The organism is Vibrio scophthalmi (assembly GCF_040869025.1).
GTDB lineage: Bacteria > Pseudomonadota > Gammaproteobacteria > Enterobacterales > Vibrionaceae > Vibrio > Vibrio scophthalmi.
Genome location: NZ_CP134271.1, coordinates 846,023 through 861,846, shown reverse-complemented (window position 1 = coordinate 861,846; position 15,824 = coordinate 846,023). Strand labels below are relative to the sequence as shown.

General features: G+C 45.1%; 12 protein-coding genes. 10 read left to right on the top strand and 2 right to left on the bottom strand.

Annotated elements, in window-relative coordinates; genetic code table 11:
• Positions 1–212: 212 nt before the first annotated feature.
• From brnQ to vpsR, 4 genes are all read left to right on the top strand, one after another.
• Entirely contained in the window at positions 213–1,526 is a 1,314-nt protein-coding gene (gene brnQ, locus RJD38_RS03790; protein ID WP_065545040.1) for a branched-chain amino acid transport system II carrier protein, read from the top strand.
• 161 nt (positions 1,527–1,687) lie between these two features.
• Positions 1,688–2,786, top strand: a protein-coding gene (gene prfB / locus RJD38_RS03785; RefSeq protein WP_138944252.1) for a peptide chain release factor 2 whose coding sequence is annotated in 2 segments (ribosomal slippage) — positions 1,688–1,762 and positions 1,764–2,786 — 1,098 coding nt in all. Because the reading frame shifts where the segments join, the coding sequence is not laid out codon by codon here.
• A 33-nt stretch (positions 2,787–2,819) separates the two neighbouring features.
• Positions 2,820–4,355, top strand: a complete 1,536-nt coding sequence (gene lysS / locus RJD38_RS03780; protein WP_005594026.1) for a lysine--tRNA ligase — start codon at positions 2,820–2,822, stop codon at positions 4,353–4,355.
• 326 nt (positions 4,356–4,681) lie between these two features.
• Positions 4,682–6,016 (top strand): cyclic-di-GMP-binding transcriptional regulator VpsR, encoded by a 1,335-nt coding sequence (gene vpsR / locus RJD38_RS03775; protein WP_005594027.1) that lies wholly within the window; start codon positions 4,682–4,684, stop codon positions 6,014–6,016.
• 106 nt (positions 6,017–6,122) lie between these two features.
• On the opposite strand, the gene tolC is transcribed toward vpsR, so the two are convergent.
• Entirely contained in the window at positions 6,123–7,439 is a 1,317-nt protein-coding gene (gene tolC, locus RJD38_RS03770; RefSeq protein WP_065430860.1) for an outer membrane channel protein TolC, read from the bottom strand.
• A 230-nt stretch (positions 7,440–7,669) separates the two neighbouring features.
• Here tolC and nudF point away from each other — a divergent pair, with 230 nt between their 5' ends.
• The 6 genes from nudF (at position 7,670) to parC (ending at position 14,607) form a co-directional block, all read left to right on the top strand.
• Positions 7,670–8,299, top strand: a complete 630-nt coding sequence (gene nudF, locus RJD38_RS03765; RefSeq protein ID WP_065545041.1) for an ADP-ribose diphosphatase — start codon at positions 7,670–7,672, stop codon at positions 8,297–8,299.
• Entirely contained in the window at positions 8,287–8,727 is a 441-nt protein-coding gene (locus tag RJD38_RS03760; protein ID WP_005594031.1) for a DUF1249 family protein, read from the top strand. The genes nudF and RJD38_RS03760 overlap by 13 nt, the downstream gene beginning before the upstream one ends.
• 9 nt (positions 8,728–8,736) lie before the next feature.
• Positions 8,737–9,558, top strand: coding sequence for a 3',5'-cyclic-AMP phosphodiesterase (gene cpdA, locus RJD38_RS03755; protein WP_065545042.1), 822 nt, complete (start codon positions 8,737–8,739; stop codon positions 9,556–9,558).
• 38 nt (positions 9,559–9,596) lie between these two features.
• On the top strand, positions 9,597–10,178 hold the full coding sequence (yqiA, locus tag RJD38_RS03750; RefSeq protein WP_065545043.1) for an esterase YqiA: 582 nt from the start codon (positions 9,597–9,599) through the stop codon (positions 10,176–10,178).
• A gap of 259 nt (positions 10,179–10,437) precedes the next feature.
• Complete coding sequence (gene parE, locus RJD38_RS03745; RefSeq protein WP_005594037.1) at positions 10,438–12,318, top strand: DNA topoisomerase IV subunit B; 1,881 nt, start codon at positions 10,438–10,440, stop codon at positions 12,316–12,318.
• A gap of 3 nt (positions 12,319–12,321) precedes the next feature.
• Entirely contained in the window at positions 12,322–14,607 is a 2,286-nt protein-coding gene (parC, locus tag RJD38_RS03740; protein ID WP_065545044.1) for a DNA topoisomerase IV subunit A, read from the top strand.
• 84 nt (positions 14,608–14,691) lie between these two features.
• On the opposite strand, the gene degS is transcribed toward parC, so the two are convergent.
• The gene (gene degS, locus RJD38_RS03735; protein ID WP_005594040.1) at positions 14,692–15,756 is read right to left on the bottom strand and encodes an outer membrane-stress sensor serine endopeptidase DegS; all 1,065 of its coding nucleotides are present in this window, start codon (positions 15,754–15,756) and stop codon (positions 14,692–14,694) included.
• Positions 15,757–15,824: the final 68 nt, after the last annotated feature.

Here is a 15,824-nt window from a genome sequence, read left to right as displayed (position 1 = left end):
ATTATTGGTTATTAATTCTGGTTGTAATTTAAAAACTAGTGTTATGAACTGCTTTTTTGGTTGCGAGTTGAATTTATATGGTGTTTTTAGCTTTTGGGTTGCGAATAGTTGAGTATTTGGTCATTATTCTGTTCTAAATTATATAGCCGAGAGAGCATTTTTGCTCATCGAAGCAGACACAACATCAATCAAATAAAAGTAAAGGTTCTACTGTGAAGCAGACGTTAAAACTAACAGATATCATTGCGTTAGGCTTTATGCTTTTCGCCTTCTTTTTGGGTGCTGGTAACATCATCTTTCCACCGCTTGCTGGTCAGTTAGCGGGTGATAATGTTATCCCAGCAATGGGCGGTTTCTTATTAACAGCAGTGGGCCTTCCTCTTCTCACTATCGTTGCTATTGCTGTTGCTGGTGGCTCATGGGCTAAACTGACTCAAGATCTACCGGTTAAAGCGGCGACCGTAATGGCAGTGCTGATTTTTATCATCATCGGCCCTGCGTTTGCTGCGCCTCGTACTGGTCTTGTGGCATACGAGATGGCAGTAAAACCATTTTTTGCTCATGCTGAGCAAATTCATCTAACCGTATTCTCGATTCTGTTCTTTGTGATTGCGATGTCGTTCTCATGGTCACAAGGCAAATTGATTGACGTGATTGGTAAGATACTCACACCGGTATTGTTTATTGGTCTGATTGTGCTTGCTGGCGCAGTATTCCTTGATCCACAAGGTGAGATCATTGCTGCACAAGGTGAATACCTAACGCACCCACTGCAAAAAGGCTTCCTTGAAGGCTACAACACCATGGATACCTTTGGTTCATTGATGTTTGGTGTACTGATTGTTGATGCGATCCGTAGTAAAGGTATTACTGAGCAAAAGCCAACCACACATTACCTTATCTTAGCGGGTTTGATTGCCGCGGTAGGTTTAACGTTTGTGTACGTATCATTGTTCTATCTAGGTGCGACCAGTTCTGTTGTTGCGACAGGCGCTGACAACGGTGGTTTGGTTCTGAGCTTATACGTTCAAGCACTATTTGGTTCATACGGTCAAATCGTTCTGTCTGTGATTGTATTGCTAGCGTGTTTGACTACGGCAATTGGTCTAATCTCAGCATGTTCTGATTACTTTAGCTCTCTAACGTCAATCTCGTACAAGAAGTGGGTTGTGATCAATGGTGCTGCATGTGCATTGGTAGCAAACGTCGGTCTAGCGCAGCTTATTTCACTGTCTGTTCCAGTATTGTTTGCGTTATACCCTGTTGCGATTGCGTTGGTGGTTCTGACGTTTATGCGTAAAAAACTACCAAATTCTCGTTTGGCTTACCGCGTAGTTCTGCTGGTATCACTGCTATTTGCTTTGGTTGATGCAGCGAAAATTGTTGGACTAGATGTTTCAGCATTCAATGTTTTACCACTGTTTGATGTGGGTATGGGTTGGGTATTACCAACACTGGCAGCGATGATTTGTGTTTGCTTTGTTGGCAAAGTAGAGCAACCAGTATTGGTTGAAGAAAACGCCTAATCCTCTGAAATAGAATAAGACTGATCCCTCGTGATGCTTAGCGTTGCGGGGGATTTTTTTGTTTAAGCTTCTAGACGAGGCAAATAAAATTTTCCTGTATCTTCGTCACACTTTTCAGTACAATTCCTCGGTTAAATTCTACTCATAAATATTGAGCAAGTATGTTTGAAATCAATCCTATTAAAAACCGTCTCCAGGACGTGTCTCAGCGCACGACAGTCCTGAGGGGGTATCTTTGACTACGATGCTAAACAAGAGCGTCTAGAAGAAGTAAATGCAGAATTAGAGCAGCCAGATGTATGGAACGAACCTGAACGCGCACAAGCGTTGGGTAAAGAACGTGCATCATTAGAAGCGGTTGTGGAAACTATTGATCAACTTGAGCAAGGTGTCGAAGACGTTGAAGGCCTTCTAGAGCTTGCTGTTGAAGAAGAAGATCAAGAAACATTCGATGAAATTGAACCGGAATTAGCTGAGCTTGAAGATAAGCTGGCTAAGCTTGAGTTCCGTCGTATGTTCTCTGGTGACCATGATGCTTCTGATTGCTACATTGATCTACAGTCGGGTTCTGGTGGTACAGAAGCGCAAGACTGGACGTCAATGATGCTACGCATGTACTTGCGTTGGGCTGAAGCAAAAGGCTTTAAAACAGAAGTAATCGAAGTCTCAGATGGCGACGTTGCTGGCCTTAAAGGCGCAACCGTTAAAATCTCAGGTGAGTATGCTTACGGTTGGTTACGCACGGAAACGGGTGTTCACCGCCTAGTTCGTAAGTCACCATTCGATTCAAGTGGCCGTCGTCATACTTCTTTTGCCTCTGCGTTTATCTACCCAGAGATTGATGACAACATCACCATCGATATTAATCCATCGGATCTTCGTATCGACGTATACCGTGCCTCTGGTGCGGGTGGTCAGCACGTTAACACCACTGAATCGGCAGTACGTATTACACACGTACCAACCAATACCGTGGTGCAATGTCAGAACGACCGTTCTCAGCATAAGAACAAAGATCAAGCAATGAAGCAGCTACGTGCAAAATTGTTTGAACTTGAGATTCAAAAGCAAAATGCAGAGAAACAAGCCAACGAAGACACCAAATCTGATATCGGTTGGGGCAGCCAGATCCGTTCTTACGTTCTGGATGACTCTCGTATTAAAGATTTACGTACAGGCGTTGAAAACCGCAATACTCAAGCGGTTCTTGACGGCGACCTAGACAAATTTATTGAAGCTAGCCTTAAATCAGGCTTGTAAGCTTTTCACCGACTAAGACAGGATACATCGAAAATGACTGATGTTGTTCAAAACGAATCTGTACAAGAAGCTTCTGCACAAGAAGAGAATAAGCTAATTGCTGAACGCCGCGCGAAACTGGATGCTATCCGTAAGAGCTGCAAAGCAAACGGCCACCCAAATGACTTTCGTCGTGATGCTCTAGCGGGCGACCTACAAGCTGAATTCGGTGAAAAGACTAAGGAAGAGCTAGAAGAGCTTAACCACGTAGTCGCAATCGCGGGTCGTGTTATGGCGAAACGTGGTCCATTCCTACTTCTTCAAGAAACATCGGGCAACATTCAAGCTTACGCAGACAAAGCAGTACAAAAAGTACTGAAAGAGCAATACCACGGTCTTGATATCGGTGACATCATCGGTGTGAAAGGTGCTCTACATAAGTCTGGTAAAGGCGACCTTTACGTAAATATGGAAGAGTTCGAATTGCTGACTAAAGCACTTCGTCCACTGCCAGAGAAATTCCACGGTCTAACAGACCAAGAGATGCGTTACCGTCAACGTTACGTAGACCTAATCGTGAATGAAGATTCACGTAATGCATTTAAAATTCGTTCTAAACTGGTTTCTGCAATTCGTCGCTTCATGGAATCAAAACGCTTCATGGAAGTTGAAACTCCAATGATGCAAGTGATTCCTGGCGGTGCGTCTGCGCGTCCATTTATCACTCACCACAACGCACTGGATCAACAAATGTTCCTACGTATCGCTCCTGAGCTATACCTGAAGCGTCTAGTGGTTGGTGGTTTTGAGCGTGTATTCGAAATCAACCGTAACTTCCGTAACGAAGGCCTATCTCCACGTCATAACCCAGAATTCACCATGATCGAATTCTACATGGCGTACGCAGATTACAAAGATCTTATGGATCTAACTGAAGAGATGCTAAGTACAGTTGCGCTTGAAATTCTAGGTGCAACAGCAATGCCTTACGGTGACCAAATGGTTGAGTTCGGTGGTCAATACGCACGTATGACTATGCTAGATGCGATCAAGCACTACAACCCAGAACACGAGGCAATCCAAGCGCTAACAGAAGAAGGCGTTCAGGATCGTGATTTGATGGTTTCAATCGCGAAGTCACTAGATATCTACGTAGAGAAGTTCTGGACTTGTGGTCAGCTACTAGAAGAAATCTTCGGTGAGACAGCGGAACCGCAACTTATCCAACCGACGTTCATCACTGGCTACCCAGCGGATATTTCTCCACTGGCTCGTCGTAGCGATGATAACGCATTCTTTACTGACCGCTTTGAGTTCTTCATTGGCGGCCGTGAAGTGGCAAACGGCTTCTCTGAGCTAAACGATGCAGAAGACCAAGATGCGCGCTTTAAGTCTCAAGTTGATGCAAAAGATGCGGGTGATGATGAAGCAATGTTCTACGATGCTGACTACATTACAGCACTAGAGCACGGCCTACCGCCAACAGCGGGTCAAGGTATCGGTATCGACCGTCTTGCGATGTTATTCACTAACACGCATACCATTCGCGATGTGATCCTATTCCCAGCGATGCGCCCACAAGCGCAGTAAGCTTTGAAATGACTAGCAAAACCACCTTCGGGTGGTTTTTTTTTGCCCACATTTTGACATAACTAGTTACAGTTCAGTATGCATACGTTACGTAAGCTAAGTCAGCTGCTGTCCTATATTGCTGAAAAAGAGCGTCAAATGAATCAACAGTGCAGTATGTGAATTTTGAATGTGAATCGCACATCTATTTATTCAAAGCATGATTTATGTCCTAGTCTTATAAATGAGACAGATTATTAACTCAAGCTCTTATAGTGTACGCACTTGTTGATGTGTTTTTTTTGGCACAAATAATTATAAAATCGAATTAATAAGGAAGAAGCTTAATGGGTAGTCAATTCCGAATGGATTCTGTCCCTGGTTCAATGATTGTAGTTGGTGGTAGCTACGAACCTTGGCTTTCTGTTTTAGAGCAAGTTGGATGGCGTTGTACTCAGTGTGCTGATTTGCGTAAAGCCAATACGCTGTTTTCAGAAACGGGTCCTTGTATTGGCATCGTCGATCTGAGTCACGATGAGTTTAGTCTTAATGGCATTGCCAACTTAGTCAGCAATCATAAGCAGGTTCGATGGATCGCTTTTATCCGTGAATCTCAGCTCAGTTCCGATACGATTTGTCAGTTTATCGTGAACTTTTGTATCGACTTTTTTACTGCGCCAATTCCTGATGCTCAATTGCTTAGCACGATTGGACACCAACTGGGCATGCTTAAGTTGGAGAAAAAAGTATGGCCTCATTATGGTAATAACAATGACATGGGATTGATTGGCGAATCGATTCCAATGAAGCGTCTACGTGACCAAATTAAACGAATTGGTCCAACAGATGTGAGTATTTTGATTTATGGTGAAAGTGGCACAGGCAAAGAAACCGTTGCTCGTGCAGTCCACCAAACCTCATCACGAGCGCAGAAGGAGTTTTTATCGGTCAACTGCCGTGCCATGTCAGAACATCGCATCGAGAGTGATTTGTTTGGTATTCATCGTGATGACATTAACGAGCAGTCTCTGCTTGAGAAAGCTGATGGCGGCACGATCCTGCTCAATGATATTTTGACCTTACCTAAGTCTCAGCAGCTTAATTTACTGCGCTTCTTACAAGAAGGGACAGTGGAAACCATCAATGGTCGTAAAGAAGTGGATGTGCGTATCCTGGCCGCAAATTCGGCGGATATCGAGAAAGCCCTAATTGATGGTGACTTCAACGAAGAGCTTTATCACTACATCAATGTTCTGCGTATTAATGTGCCAAGCATTAAAGAGCGAGCAGGTGATATTGCGATTTTGGCACGTCACTTTCTCATGGAGTATTCACGAGAATATAACGCGCAAGCACGCAGTTTTACTGAAGAAGCGACACGCTCTCTGACTCGCTATCATTGGCCGGGCAACGTTCGTGAACTGATGAATCAGATCAAGCGCGTGGTCTTAATGTCGGATACGGTGATGCTTGATGAGCAGCACCTTGATTTGCCGAAACGCAGTGATGGCAAACGCAGCTTGAAAAACATTCGCGAGCGCAGCGAAAGAGATGCATTGTTGCTTGTGCTTGAGTCGCACTCAGGCCAAGTGTCGATGGCGGCAAAAGAGCTGGGCGTGTCACGCGCGACCATGTATCGACTGCTGAACAAGCACAATCTGATTTCAGAAAGTACGGTTTAACGCAACGCGTTGTATCGTATCGCGTAGTGCACATAAAAAAGCCTGCTCACTGAGCAGGCTTTTTTGATCTAGAGTTTTTAGTAGAGCGAAAGATTCTTAGTGTGGCTTATTTAGCCGGTTTAAGACCTGCATTCACATCTAGGATATCTTGCTCACTCAGTGTTCCCACCGCTTGACGTAGTTGAAGTACGCTTAGGATGTAGTCGTAACGAGCGTTTGATAGGCTCTTATTCGCGTCATATAGACGGCGAGTTGAATCCAATACGTCAACGATAGTACGAGTACCCACATCGAAACCCGCTTCGGTTGCTTCTAGTGCAGATTCCGCTGAAATTACGGTTTGTTCGTAAGCACGCAATGCACCAATTGAAGCGCTGATATTGTTGTTGAAAGCGCGAACATCTTTAACGACTGTACGATATGTCGCTTCAAGATCTTGGCTAGCCGCAACATAAGCAAATTCTGCTTGTTTGGTTTGCGAAGTGATGTTGCCACCAGTGTATAGAGGAACAACTAGGTTCAAACCAACATTGAAATTACCTTCGTCACCGTCAGAATTACGTTGTGTGATAGGGTTTACATCGGTATTGCTGATATCACGATAGTTGTAGCCGCCATCAAGAGTCAGTGACGGTAGGTGACCAGAGCTTGCTAATGAAATGTTCTCTTTAGCGATATCTTGGGTAATACGCGCCGCCAATAGGCTTAAGTTTTTCTGACCAGCTTCTTCAACAAGCGTATTGATTGCTGTTGATGTTTTGCTTGCTGAGAAGCGTTTAGTATCTAGCACTTCAAGGTTTGCATGCTCTTGGCCAGTGATTTCACGTAGACCTTCGTAGCTGTTGACGAGGCTATTTTGTGCTAGCACCTCATCCGCTAATACTGAGTCGTATTGCGCTTGTGCATCGTGCACGTCAGTAATTGCTGATAGACCCACTTCAAAACGTTGTTTAGTTTGCTCTAGTTGGCGTGCAACTGCCGCTTTCTCTGCTTGAACGAACACGAGGTTATCTTGTGCGCGTAATACATCAAAGTAAGCTTGAGAAACACGTAGAATCAAAGCTTGTTGACTCGCTGCGTATGCCGCGTCTGCTTGGCGTGCTGACATTTCAGAAGTATCTAAGCTAATCCAGCTTGAACGTTTGAAAAGCTCTTGTGAGAAGTTTACGCCAGCCGTTAATGCGTCACTATCACTATCACCACGAGTTAGGTCATAACCTGCAGTTAAGTTAATTTGTGGTAGCAAAGTACTGCGGTTTTCTTCAATCGCTTCGAAAGCAGCATCACGTTTTGCTGCAGAGCTTAGTAGCGTAGGATCGTTTTCCTTCGCTTGATTGTAGATGTCTGTCAGCGTATCTGCCCAAGCAGAAGTGCTAAGACTACCGAGTGCTGCACTGATAATAAGTGGAAGCAATTTTTTCATGGGTTCGATCCCTGCCAAATAAAAAGAGGTCAATTGTTCAAGAGTTTAACTCAAATTGACGCTAATTCACTCTAAACTTTGCAATCTTTTACAAATAGTTGTCCATCTGTGCAATAAAAACAGTCTCAACTTAAAAAAATATAGAAGAATTATACAAAAAGTTGAAGTGCGTCGATGGAACAAGCGCTGTTCTCTGAGTAAACTATTAGATTCACTGACAGAGGTGCAAAATGCAACAGGCTGATAACCAATCACCACAGTTTACAAGCGAAGATGTCGAAATAATCTCAAAAGAGACCCTTTATCAAGGCTTTTTCAAAATGGTTAAATACCGATTCAAACATAAATTGTTTGAAGGCGGTTGGAGCCAAGAGATTGTTCGTGAGATGTTTGAGCGTGGTCATGCTGCTGCATTGTTACCTTACGACGCGAAAACCGATCAAGTTGTCTTGGTTGAGCAAATTCGTGTTGGTGCGCTTGAGCATGCTCAGCCGTGGCAGTTAGAAATTGTTGCTGGGATCATTGATCCAAACGAAACCGCCCAAGATGTCGTGCGCCGAGAAGCGCAAGAGGAGGCCGGTATCGAGGTGGCAAAAATCGTTAAAGTAACCTCTTATTACCCTTCATCTGGTGGCTGTTCTGAAAAGCTGGATGTGTTTGTCGGTGAAGTGGATGCAAGCACCGCGTATGGCGTTCATGGTTTAGACTATGAAGGTGAAGATATTCGTGTGCATGTGGTAAGTCGTGAGCAAGCTTACCGTTGGGTCGAAGATGGTCGTTTTGAAAATGGCGCATCAATTATTGCCCTGCAATGGTTACAGCTTAATTATCAGCGTTTGAAGAGCGAATGGGACAAGTAGCAAATAAAAGACCGTATCATGTTGATTTAGCAGAGTTGATGCGCGTCTATGAAACCAACTATGCAAAATTGAATGCGCTGTTGCCAACGCAACCGAGCGTCGGTGATGTACGTTGCTACCAAGCGGCGAGTATGTCTTACCAAATACTCGTGGGAGAAGTCACAAAGTACACAACTTTGGTCGATATTTGTCAAAGTGATGACGTTCCAGTGTTTCCATTGCCGAAAATGTCTGTCAGGCTCTACCACGATGCCCGTGTGGCAGAAGTATGTAGTAGTGATTATTTAAATCGAGTCAAAGCTCGATACGATTACCCGAACGATAAAATGGTTCAAAAAGATGAAAAAGCGCAATTGAATCGTTTTTTAGGGGATTGGTTATCGTTTTGTTTAAAGCATGGCATAAGCCGTTCGCCACTGAATATCTAGGTTTTAGTTTTGAAAGTAACGTCAAGCTCATCAACTAAAGACACGATTAAGCTAGTGCAGATTACCGATACCCATCTGTTTGCCGCAGAGGACGGGAGTTTGCTTAGCGTAAATACGAATGACAGCTTTTCAGCCGTAGTCGAAGCCGTAACTCAACAGGACTTCGACTTTGACGCAATTCTTGCGACTGGTGATATTTCTCAAGATCATTCTGATGTCTCTTATCAGCGCTTTGCTCAAGGCATTGAGCCATTAAAGCAACCGTGCTTTTGGTTACCGGGCAATCATGATTACAAACCAAGTATGGGCTCGGTATTACCATCAACACAGATTGTACAAGCAGAGCACGCATTGCTGGGTGAACATTGGCAGATGATATTGCTCGACTCACAAGTTGAAGGTGTACCGCATGGCCGCTTGAGTCAGCAGCAACTGGACTTACTGGACGAGCAACTTCGCTTGCATCCTGAACGTCATAGTTTGGTGTTACTGCATCATCATCCAATATTGGTGGGAAGTGCTTGGCTTGACCAGCACACCTTGAAAGACGCTGAGCAATTTTGGCAGGTAGTGGAGAAGCACGATAACGTGCGTGCGATTTTGTGTGGTCATGTTCATCAAGATATGCAAAAAGTTCGCAGTGGTGCAACCGTCATCTCAACACCATCCACTTGTGTGCAATTCAAACCTAATAGCGATGACTTTGCGCTAGATACTTGTTCTCCGGGCTGGCGAGAGCTAACCTTGTGCGCCGATGGCCAGTTTGAGACACATGTACAACGTCTTGCTGGTGGTTTGTTCTTACCTAATTTTGATTCAAGCGGTTACTAATTTATCCGCTTGAGCTCATCTTATTTGCGAGTTCTGCGATGAAACCTTCTCTACTGCTTTATATTCACGGCTTTAACAGCTCTCCTTTGTCACATAAGGCCAATGTGATGAAGCAATATTGCATGCAGTACAGACCGGATATCAAAGTAGTTATCCCTCAATTGCCTTGTTTTCCACAACAAGCAGCAGAGCATCTAACCGACCTGATTGAGCGCTATCAGCATGACTATCACATTGGCTTAGTGGGTAGTTCACTCGGTGGTTATATGTCAACTTGGTTGAACGCCAAATTTGGTTTTAAAGCAGTGCTTGTGAACCCTGCGGTAAAGCCTTATGAGTTATTGATGGATTATCTGGGTGAGCAAGAAAATCCATACACACATGAACATTATGTCTTGCAAGAGCATCACATTGACGAGTTGAAAGCTCTCGATGTGGCTCAAATAAGTAACCCAAATGACTTTTGGTTATTACAGCAAACAGAAGATGAAGTTTTAGATTATCGCCAAGCGGTGGCGAAGTATGCTTTGGCAAAACAGAGCGTCGAGCAGGGTGGTGATCACAGCTTTGTGGATTTCGAACGTTACCCACAACAAATTCTCGAATTCTTAAACTTGTAGCCCGAAGTTGATGGTTTTCTTCTAAGATTGAATTGCTGATTTTTTTGCCGTTCATTGAGGGAAGAGTCATAAATTTGCTTGTTACTTACGTATCTCACTTGACATAAACTGGTCTCTTCCAGACTATGTTCCCCTTGTACTATTGCAGTTGAAAAACGCTGAGAGATTCAGCGTTTGTGACGTTTTTTGACCAATGTCACCTAGCTGACTAAGCGCTCTGCATGGTAACCATTAAATCTCTATAACGATATTCCGTATTATGACTGAACAATATAATGCTGGAGCCATTGAGGTTCTTAATGGCTTGGAGCCAGTACGTCGCCGACCAGGGATGTATACGGATACAGCGCGTCCAAACCATTTAGGCCAAGAAGTTATCGACAACAGTGTCGATGAAGCGCTCGCCGGACATGCCTCTAAGGTACAAGTTATTCTTCATGCCGATCAATCATTAGAAGTTATTGATGACGGTCGCGGCATGCCTGTAGATATACACCCAGAAGAAAAGATTTCTGGCGTGGAGCTGATTTTCTGTAAGCTGCATGCGGGTGGTAAATTCTCTAATAAAAACTATCAATTCTCCGGTGGTCTACACGGGGTTGGTATCTCGGTTGTTAACGCGTTATCTAAACGTGTTGAAGTGGCGGTGAAACGCGACGGCCAGATTTATGAAATGGCGTTTGAACACGGCAATAAAGTAGAAGAACTGACCGTCACTGGTACATGTGGTCGCCGCAATAAAGGCACCAGTGTTCACTTCTGGCCAGATACGAGCTACTTCGACTCGCCAAATTTCTCTGTGACGCGTTTGGTCAATAACCTGCGTGCTAAAGCGGTATTGTGTCCAGGTTTAGAAATTACTTTCTCTGATAAAGTAAACAATCAAGAGCATCGTTGGTACTACGAAGATGGTCTGACCGATTACTTAGCAGAAGGCGTTAAAGGCTACACTGTACTGCCTGAAGTCCCATTTACTGGCGAGTTCTCTGCAGAAACAGAAGCGGCGCACTGGGCGGTAATTTGGCAACCAGAAGGCGGTGAGATGATCACCGAAAGCTACGTTAACCTGATCCCTACCGCTCAAGGTGGTACGCACGTTAATGGTCTGCGCCAAGGTTTGCTGGATGCTATGCGTGAGTTCTGTGAATTCCGCAATCTACTCCCTCGTGGCGTGAAGCTAACCGGTGATGATGTTTTTGACCGTTGTTCATACGTGCTATCGGTCAAAATGCAAGATCCACAATTCGCGGGTCAAACCAAAGAGCGTCTCTCTTCTCGTCAAACCGCCGCGTTTGTGGCTGGTGTGGTGAAAGATGTCTTTAGCCTATGGTTAAATGAAAAACCACAATTAGCAGAACAGCTAGCCGAAGTGTGTATTGCCAATGCACACCGTCGCATGCGTGCCAGCAAGAAAGTGGTGCGTAAGAAAATCGCATCAGGCCCTGCATTGCCGGGTAAGTTGACTGACTGTTCAGTACAAGATCTTAACCGCACGGAAATTTTCTTTGTGGAAGGGGACTCGGCTGGCGGCTCAGCCAAACAGGCGCGCGATCGTGAATTCCAAGCGGTAATGCCACTGCGCGGTAAAATTCTCAATACATGGGAAGTCGCTGCTGATCAGGTGCTTGCATCACAAGAAGTTCATGACATTTCCGTCGCTCTGGGTATCGACCCTGATAGCGATGATTTGAGCGGGTTACGTTACGGTAAAATCTGTATCCTTGCCGATGCGGACTCGGATGGTCTTCACATTGCAACGCTACTGTGTGCCTTGTTTACGCGCCATTTCCGTACCTTGGTAGAAGCTGGTCATATTTATGTGGCAATGCCGCCTCTATATCGAATCGACTGTGGTAAAGAAGTGTTCTATGCCCTTGATGATGATGAAAAAGAAGGCGTGCTTGAGCGTTTATCGAAGAAAAAAGCCAAAATCAACGTGCAGCGATTTAAAGGTCTGGGTGAGATGAACCCACTTCAGCTGCGTGAAACCACCATGGATCCTAATACCCGTCGTCTGGTGCAGTTAACCATTGACGATTCGGAAGCGACCATGGAAATGATGGATATGTTGCTGGGTAAAAAGCGTGCCGATGATCGTCGTGCATGGTTACAAAGCAATGGCGATTTGGCAGAGGTTTAACGGATGTCTACAGAAATTACCTATGATGGCGTTGAACAATTGCCAATGCGCAAGTTCACTGAAGACGCTTATCTAAACTATTCGATGTACGTCATTATGGACCGTGCGTTGCCATACATTGGTGACGGTTTAAAACCGGTTCAAAGACGTATCATCTATGCGATGTCAGAGCTTGGTCTGTCGGCATCAGCAAAATATAAAAAATCGGCACGTACCGTTGGTGACGTGTTGGGTAAATACCATCCACACGGCGATTTGGCGTGTTATGAAGCGATGGTATTGATGGCTCAGCCATTCTCTTACCGTTACCCATTGGTTGATGGTCAAGGTAACTGGGGTGCGCCGGATGACCCGAAATCATTTGCTGCGATGCGTTATACCGAAGCAAAACTGTCTAAATTTGCCGAAGTACTGCTGGGCGAACTAGGCCAAGGTACTGTCGAATGGCAACCTAACTTTGACGGCACGATGAAAGAGCCGCAAATGTTGCCAGCTCGCCTGCCACATATATTGCTTAATGGTGTCACGGGTATCGCGGTTGGTATGGCGACAGATATCCCACCACATAACGTGCGTGAAGTGGTCGATGCAACAATTCATATGATTGATAATCCAAAAGCGGAATTATCAGATGTGATGCAATTTGTTAAAGGCCCTGACTATCCAACTGAAGCAGAAATTACTTCGCCAAAAGCGGAAATTGAAAAAATTTACCGCACCGGCCGTGGCAGCATTAAAATGCGCGCGGTTTGGCACAAAGAAGGCTCTGATATCGTCATCACCGCACTGCCGCATCAAACGTCAGGTGCGAAATTGTTGGAGCAAATCGCCAACCAAATGCGTGCTAAGAAGCTGCCAATGGTGGATGATTTACGTGACGAATCGGATCATGAAAATCCGACACGTATCGTGATTGTGCCACGTTCAAACCGTATTGATTGCGACCAGTTGATGAACCACCTGTTCGCTTCGACGGATCTTGAGAAGAGCTTCCGCGTTAACTTGAACATGATTGGTCTTGATAATCGTCCTCAAGTTAAAGGTTTAGTACAGATTCTTGCTGAGTGGATTGAGTTCCGCCGTGATACTGTGACTCGTCGTCTACAATATCGTCTCGATAAAGTGATGGCTCGTCTGCATATCTTAGAAGGTTTGTTAGTTGCGTATCTCAACCTTGATGAAGTGATTGAGATTATCCGTACTGAAGACGATCCTAAAGCCGTGCTGATGGCACGTTTTGGCGTATCGGATATTCAAGCGGATGCGATTCTTGATATTAAACTTCGAAACTTAGCGAAGTTAGAAGAGATGAAGATTCGTGGTGAGCAAGACGAGCTAGAAAAAGAACGCGAAAAGTTAGAGCAACTATTAGGTTCAGAGCGTCGCTTAAACACCCTGCTTAAGAAAGAAATTAAAGCTGACGCAGAGAAATATGGCGATGATCGTCGCTCACCATTGGTTGAGCGTGCTGAAGCGAAAGCGATGACTGAGCGTGATCTTGTTCCGAGTGAACCGATTACTGTTGTGTTGTCAGAAAAAGGCTGGATTCGTCATGCGAAAGGGCATGACGTGGATGGTGAAGGATTAAGCTACAAATCGGGCGACCAATACCTTGCTCATGCTCGTGGTAAGAGTAATCAGCAAGCGGTGTTCTTAGGCAGTGATGGCCGTAGCTACTCGTTAGAGTCGCACTCATTACCGTCCGCTCGTAGCCAAGGTGAGCCGATTACGGGACGCTTAAACGTTGCGCCAGGTACTTCTATTCGCCAGGTGGTGATGGGTGAGGATGATCAGCTATGGCTGATTGGTTCTGATGCTGGTTATGGTTTTGTGTGTAAAGGTGCGGACCTCTTATCGAAAAACCGCAGTGGTAAAGCGCTAGTGAGCTTACCGCAGAACTCACAAGTGATTGTTCCGCAAACCATCAGTGATCTAGAAAATGATGAGATCTTAGCGATTACCAACCAAGGCCGCATGTTGTTGTTCCCGATTAAGGAACTGCCGCAACTTGGTAAGGGTAAGGGTAACAAGATCATCAACATTCCGGCGGCGAAAGCGAAAGAGCGTGAGGAAGTGGTTTCTCATTTGATTTCAATTCCGCAAAACAGCACCGTGACACTGTATGCCGGCAAGCGTAAGTTGGGCTTGAAGCCATCGGATTTGGAAAACTTCCGTGGTGAAAGAGGCCGTCGTGGTGCGTTATTGCCTCGTGGTTTGCAGCGTGTGACCAGTATTGAAGTCGACGTGGCGAATGATTCGGTGAATGAGACGCTAAGCGATAGCGAATAATCGACAGAAATAAAAAAACCAGCCATTGGCTGGTTTTTTTTTGATTCGTATTTATTGCCGCTTATTTGGACGGGCGACACTAATCTATTCGCGCGTGTCTTCCATGATGGTGACAGGAATAGTGAGCTCTTCACCTTTACGCAATACCAACAGATCGACAGTGGTGCCAGGTCTTAGGTCAGTGACCATTTCCATTACGCTTTGGCGGCCATTGATTTTCTGACCATCTATTTTGAGGATGATATCTTGCGCTTGGAATCCTGAATCCGCCGCAGGGCCATTCGGATCAACGCCCAAAACGACGATGCCTCCAAGATGTTCATTACCAAGCAGTCGCGCGGTAACGGAAGTAATATCTTGGCCATCAATACCGATATAGCCACGAATCACACGGCCATCCGCGATGATTTTATTCATGATCACATTGGCCAGTGAATAAGGTATCGCAAAGGAGATGCCATAAGTTTCCAACTCAGTCGCTTGTTGGAAAGAGGCGGTATTGATGCCGACTAACTCACCACGAGTATTGACCAAAGCGCCACCAGAGTTACCCTCATTGATTGCAGCATCGGTTTGAATAAAGGCTTGGCGGCCATCCGCACTGATTGAAGAGCGCCCTGTCGCTGAGATAATGCCGAAGGTGGTGGTTTGGCCGAGGTTATAGGGGTTGCCGATCGCTAACACCACATCGCCGACTTTTGCTTTGTAATCAGGGTTGAGTGGGATCACTGGCAGATTGGCGCCTTCCACTCGCAAAATCGCGATGTCAGTACGGCGATCCTTACCGACCAACTGCGCCGCTGCTGCGCGACCATCTTGCAAAGCGACGATGATTTGATCGGCTTGAGCAACCACATGATAGTTGGTGATGATGTAGCCTTTGTCACTGACGATAACGCCGGAGCCTAGCCCTTGCGTTGATAGCTTAGAGCGATCATCTTCAGTGTATTTACGGCTATAGATGTTAACTACGGCGGGAGCTGCTTTATGCACTGCATCGTTGAACGACAGTTGAACAGACGAAATATTGCTGACTGGGTTGGTTATGTTCTCAGGCAGTATGTTGCTACGAAGAGAAGGCACCGCTATTAATAGCAACGCCGCGGTGGCTAAACCTAATCCTACTGAACGTAAAAGAAAACCGAGCATACTATCCTTAAAATCAATGTCATACAGGCAACAAACAATCAAGAATAGCATTATATAAAAAAGACAGC

What these genes read in the sequence shown, in the direction of transcription:
- lysS (WP_005594026.1), top strand. Translation starts at nt 2,820, where the DNA reads ATGACTGATGTTGTTCAAAACGAATCTGTACAAGAAGCTTCTGCACAA.
- vpsR (WP_005594027.1), top strand. Translation starts at nt 4,682, where the DNA reads ATGGGTAGTCAATTCCGAATGGATTCTGTCCCTGGTTCAATGATTGTA.
- tolC (WP_065430860.1), bottom strand. Translation starts at nt 7,439, where the DNA reads ATGAAAAAATTGCTTCCACTTATTATCAGTGCAGCACTCGGTAGTCTT.
- nudF (WP_065545041.1), top strand. Translation starts at nt 7,670, where the DNA reads ATGCAACAGGCTGATAACCAATCACCACAGTTTACAAGCGAAGATGTC.
- RJD38_RS03760 (WP_005594031.1), top strand. Translation starts at nt 8,287, where the DNA reads ATGGGACAAGTAGCAAATAAAAGACCGTATCATGTTGATTTAGCAGAG.
- yqiA (WP_065545043.1), top strand. Translation starts at nt 9,597, where the DNA reads ATGAAACCTTCTCTACTGCTTTATATTCACGGCTTTAACAGCTCTCCT.
- parE (WP_005594037.1), top strand. Translation starts at nt 10,438, where the DNA reads ATGACTGAACAATATAATGCTGGAGCCATTGAGGTTCTTAATGGCTTG.
- parC (WP_065545044.1), top strand. Translation starts at nt 12,322, where the DNA reads ATGTCTACAGAAATTACCTATGATGGCGTTGAACAATTGCCAATGCGC.
- degS (WP_005594040.1), bottom strand. Translation starts at nt 15,756, where the DNA reads ATGCTCGGTTTTCTTTTACGTTCAGTAGGATTAGGTTTAGCCACCGCG.